The 4477-nt window shown below is 33.0% G+C and carries 6 protein-coding genes; 2 read left to right on the forward strand and 4 right to left on the reverse strand.

Annotation, left to right across the window (positions count from 1 at the left end; genetic code table 11):
• A partial coding sequence (locus tag Q7P22_RS02390; RefSeq protein ID WP_303860169.1) for a uracil-xanthine permease family protein occupies positions 1-793 on the forward strand: 793 nt, incomplete at its 5' end.
• Positions 794-1339: 546 nt separating this feature from the next.
• Here Q7P22_RS02390 and Q7P22_RS02395 read toward each other — a convergent pair.
• From Q7P22_RS02395 to Q7P22_RS02405, 4 genes are all read right to left on the reverse strand, one after another.
• Entirely contained in the window at positions 1340-1723 is a 384-nt protein-coding gene (locus Q7P22_RS02395) for a hypothetical protein (RefSeq protein WP_303860171.1), read from the reverse strand.
• Between the two features lie 38 nt (positions 1724-1761).
• Positions 1762-2502, reverse strand: a complete 741-nt coding sequence (locus Q7P22_RS02400; protein WP_113921284.1) for a TIGR03915 family putative DNA repair protein — start codon at positions 2500-2502, stop codon at positions 1762-1764.
• A 364-nt stretch (positions 2503-2866) separates the two neighbouring features.
• Positions 2867-3205, reverse strand: a complete 339-nt coding sequence (locus tag Q7P22_RS14900; protein WP_369695476.1) for an FAD-dependent oxidoreductase — start codon at positions 3203-3205, stop codon at positions 2867-2869.
• Between the two features lie 62 nt (positions 3206-3267).
• Entirely contained in the window at positions 3268-3783 is a 516-nt protein-coding gene (locus Q7P22_RS02405; RefSeq protein ID WP_303860175.1) for a cysteine hydrolase family protein, read from the reverse strand.
• A 346-nt stretch (positions 3784-4129) separates the two neighbouring features.
• Between Q7P22_RS02405 and Q7P22_RS02410 the strand changes: the two genes are divergently transcribed.
• A complete protein-coding gene (locus tag Q7P22_RS02410; protein ID WP_113921280.1) occupies positions 4130-4342 on the forward strand; it encodes a PF20097 family protein in 213 nt (70 codons plus the stop codon).
• Positions 4343-4477: the final 135 nt, after the last annotated feature.

Genomic DNA, 4477 nt, shown 5'->3' on the forward strand with positions numbered 1-4477 from the left:
GCTTATTACAGGTATTGTCTTGCTTTCTATTGGATTATCTCTTATTGGGACGGGAATTAATTATTTTGCTGGAGGAGTCGGTGCAAAAGATTTTGGATCCTTTGAAAATTTATTTTTAGGTACTGTTGTTTTAGTGACTGTACTATTTTTGCAACATTACGCAAAAGGTCTTGTGAGCAAATCAGCAGTATTAATTGCCTTAATAGTAGGCTATATAGTAGCAATTCCCATGGGTAAAATTGATCTTGCATCTGTTGCGACTGCTAATTGGATTTCAATACCGATGCCCTTGCAATTTGGAATTGAGTTTCATGCCGATGCGATTATTTCTATCTTAGTTATGTTCGTCATTTCAACAGTAGAAACCGTTGGAAATGTATCAGGGATTGCAGATGGAGGGCTTGGTAGAGCAGCAACAGATAGGGAAATATCTGGTTCGGTTATAGCCGATGGTTTAGGAACAATATTTGCTTCCCTATTTAATGTACTGCCTAATACTTCATATGGACAAAATGTAGGAATTATTGCCATGACAAAAGTAGTAAACAGATTTACTGTAGCTACAGGAGCGATGTTTTTAATCATCGCTGGATTGTTTCCTAAAGTCGGAGCTTTTATTGCCATTATGCCAGCGAGTGTTTTAGGCGGAGCCTCCGTCGTTATGTTTAGCATGATGATTGTTAGCGGAATCAACCAAGTTACTAAGGAGCCTTTAATAGGTAGAAATGCTACGATTCTAGCAGTTGCCCTTGGCCTTGGCGTTGGTTTTAGCCTTGTGCCTGAAGCCTCTTAATATTTTCATCCTCTTGTAAAAATGCTCTTTGAAGGTTCAGGAGTAGCAGTGGCTACAATAGTTGCAATTTTTCTGAATATCATCTTGCCAGAGGACAAGTAGTACATAATTTTACTTAAAGCCATCTTTTAGATTTTAAGACTAGTGGATGGCAATTATTATCTTAAAAATAATATACTGTTGACGATTTAGCAGATATGCTACGAACAAAAGATATTTTCCATATTACTGATGAAAATATGGGGTATTAGAGACCACTGGGGAACTTAGCATTGTGAAGAGAGCTGAAAAAGAAAATGTGAAGATGGAAGATATAAATCTAAGAAAACATATAGATATACAAGATAATTAGAAAGATACATTTCCAGATAATAGAATTTCGATTTATTTAAATAAATACCGATGTACTTAACTTTCAGGACCCTTAGGGTCCATCTTATATTTTAAGATACTAATATATTAAATGTCGATAATATACATCTTTGTTCATTTCTACTATTGCAAATGGGCGCACTAGTGTGATTTTCTTATATTTTGTTCTAATTATTATTTATGTTTGTTTCTATATGCTAACCATACTGTTTTTAATGATGAATATAGTCCTACAGCAGCTGCCCCGTAGAAAGCACCCATGAACAAACCTGCAGGTAAATCTCCACGATGGCTAATGAATATCGATATAATGAAGCCTATCGTTGATGCTATAGAGGGAAAATACTTCTTTTTTATAGGAAACACCTTAAATATCTGTGTTATTATCACAACTAAAGGTACAGCAGTTATAGCGTCCCAAAAGTTAGTTTGTATATCAGGAAATTGCATATTAGATCCTTTCATGTCGTTATTATTTGAAAAACTAATTAATACTATTCCCAGATTTTCAAAGAATATACATAAAAAATTTATAACGAGGAGCATATGGATATTCATAAAACTCTTGATGAATTAGATTTATTATAGATTATTTTCTAGATATCGGAGTGTAGATTAAACTCTAATAAGTCCTTCCTATATTTTAGAGGGACAAAATTTTGTTGGAGTTTTTCATTTTTTCTGCCTTCAATACCCACAGTATGAAAATAGGTCCTCCATAGGCTTTCGTATATATCGTGTTCTTTAAGATCTAAAGAAATCTCTTGTTTAAAAGGACATAGGATATAATTTCCTCTATCTGATACAACTGCCATGTTTCTATTTTTATCGTGAAGAATGAAGCTTTCACTTTTAAACCGATTGGAAAAGTGGTCCGCAATAATGGGTAAAACATTATAGGTAGGGTGAATAGAACTGTAAAGTGAGCTGCCTAAAGCCGTAAACCGAACATAACCTAAATATCTATGAGATTCCATTTTTACTTTACGAACTACCTGTAGCAAAGGTAAAACAGCTTTATGAGTGTGATATTGATTAAAGTCTCTACCCATTTGAAAACCTAGATTTAAATATTGAAAAATCCATTCTTCTTTACTTTGATGATCAGATAGAAAACAATAAAAAATATTCATTAGAGTTTCCCTAGATAATTTCCTTTTAATCACATCAAACATTTTATCTGCCTGATCAGAATCCGTCTTGATTTCTTTATATGGATTTAAAAGAGAAATCTGATAGGTTTCTTTTTTAAAAATTCCACTACAAGGAACTAAAAAGAGATGTTCATAATAGCAATTCAAAAACCCTTCAAAGGTATTATCGTATAAATAATGCATTTATATCACTCTTCCTATCAAAAAACTGAACTGTTGGTATATTTGTTCATTCAAAATCCATCACCTAGTAAAATTATACCAACAATGAAACAATAAATCAAACATATGTTCCGTTCATGTGTATTAAATAGTCTCATTTCTTAATATTTTTTAATATATACATAAATAATTTTTGGGTATAATATCACAAAGAGAAGAGGCAATGGCACCTGTTTATCGATTATCTGGATTTTTATTACCATAGTATTGCTAAAGTTTAAATTATAGAAAGAGCAAAGCTATTTGTTATGCTCCCCCTATAGTAGACAGTTTGAATAATAAAAATTGTTTACTGTAGGGAGGAGTCAATCACCCTATCAAGTCCTTAATAGACTATTTTTTGTTTTTTTACTTGTCTATTTGACAGAGAACAGTTCAAAATTCTTGAAACATGTCTCTTTTCTAAGCTCTCTACTAAAGCCCATTGTATCGAAAGGTAAGCATCTGATGCTATTGTGTCTTGCATTTCAAGTACAGTTACATTACGAAGTAATTGTGTCAAAAAATGAGCCGTTTCAGCACCTACTTGCCCACCGCCAATTACAACATTGTGTTTTCCAGGTATTACCTTTCCTAATAAGATATCTTCGGCATTAACAACTTTGTTATTATTTTCTAATCCTTTTATTGGCAGTCTGTTTGGAACGGAACCAGTGGCTAGGATTTTACAAACGCTTTATAAAATAAATCACGTTCTTGACTATGACAAGAACGTGATTTATAGTGTTATATAATATTACATCCTAACGTATTTTCAGCTTCTTTTAATGCAAATTCATGGGCAGCTTCGTCAGTTGTGGCAACGCCATCTCTATAAATGTTTACCGTATACCCTATGTTTCTTGCGTCAGCTGCTGTGTATAATACGCAAATATTTGTACATACGCCTACTAGGTTTATTTCTTTAATATTCTTTTCTCTTAAATACAAGTCTAAATCGGTTCCAAAAAAACCGCTGTACCTTCTCTTCTTTATTATCTTATCTGTGTCAACAACGTCTATATTGTCAATGATCTTGCTCCCATGCTCTCCAGCGATACAATGAGGTGGGAACATATCAAATTCCTTGTCATCCACCTCGTGATTATCGCATAGAAACAGAATTTGATTGCCCTGTTCCCTAAATTCTTTTATCTTGGCATTGATGAAACCCACTATTTCTTCCGATTGTTCTCCTGAATACAATGCACCATCTTTTAGGATAAAATCATTTAGCATATCTACCACAATTAAAGCTTTCATAATAAATTTCTCCTTTCTCAGATATTCACTTAATACTTTAATTACGCAATCTCTTCATAAAGTTTTTCTTTTCTTCCGTCTCTCTTGTGTTTGTAAAATACTTCTTGGCTATAAATGAGAACTTCCGGCTAGTTTTTGTGTCTTTATAGGAGTATATCATATTGACAATTAAGAGGGGTGAAATAATTAATCATCTACTGATTATTTGGATGTATATTAATTAATATATCAATATCAAATGGTAAATTCTCTTAATATTTTATTTTGACAAATTAAATCTGTTGTATAATGATAGTAACGGAGTTGTACGAACTATTAATTCGTTTTTAACCAGGGAGGCAATTATATGAAATGTCCTTATTGTAATGTAGAAATGGAAAGTGGTTTTCTTCAGAGCAACAGCGGAATTTTTTGGAGCCCAAGAAAACACCAAGTCTTTATTACACCTACCCACGAAGATGAGATTTTACTTGCAAATGGGTTTTTAAAAGGCAGTGCAGTAAGTGCAAGTTGTTGCCGTAATTGCCAAAAAATTATTCTAGATTACGAACTAGACTAGCTGTAATAACAACTATTTTTTTATGCATCACACTGCGTATAAAAGCCATTCCATAGCTTTATTTATTAATCAATTCTCTAATCTTCAATTCGGAATCGGGAGGGCAACGGCATCTCTGACCATGGGTTAAGACTT

It is taken from the genome of Alkalibaculum bacchi, assembly GCF_937875145.1.
GTDB lineage: Bacteria > Bacillota > Clostridia > Eubacteriales > Alkalibacteraceae > Alkalibaculum > Alkalibaculum bacchi_A.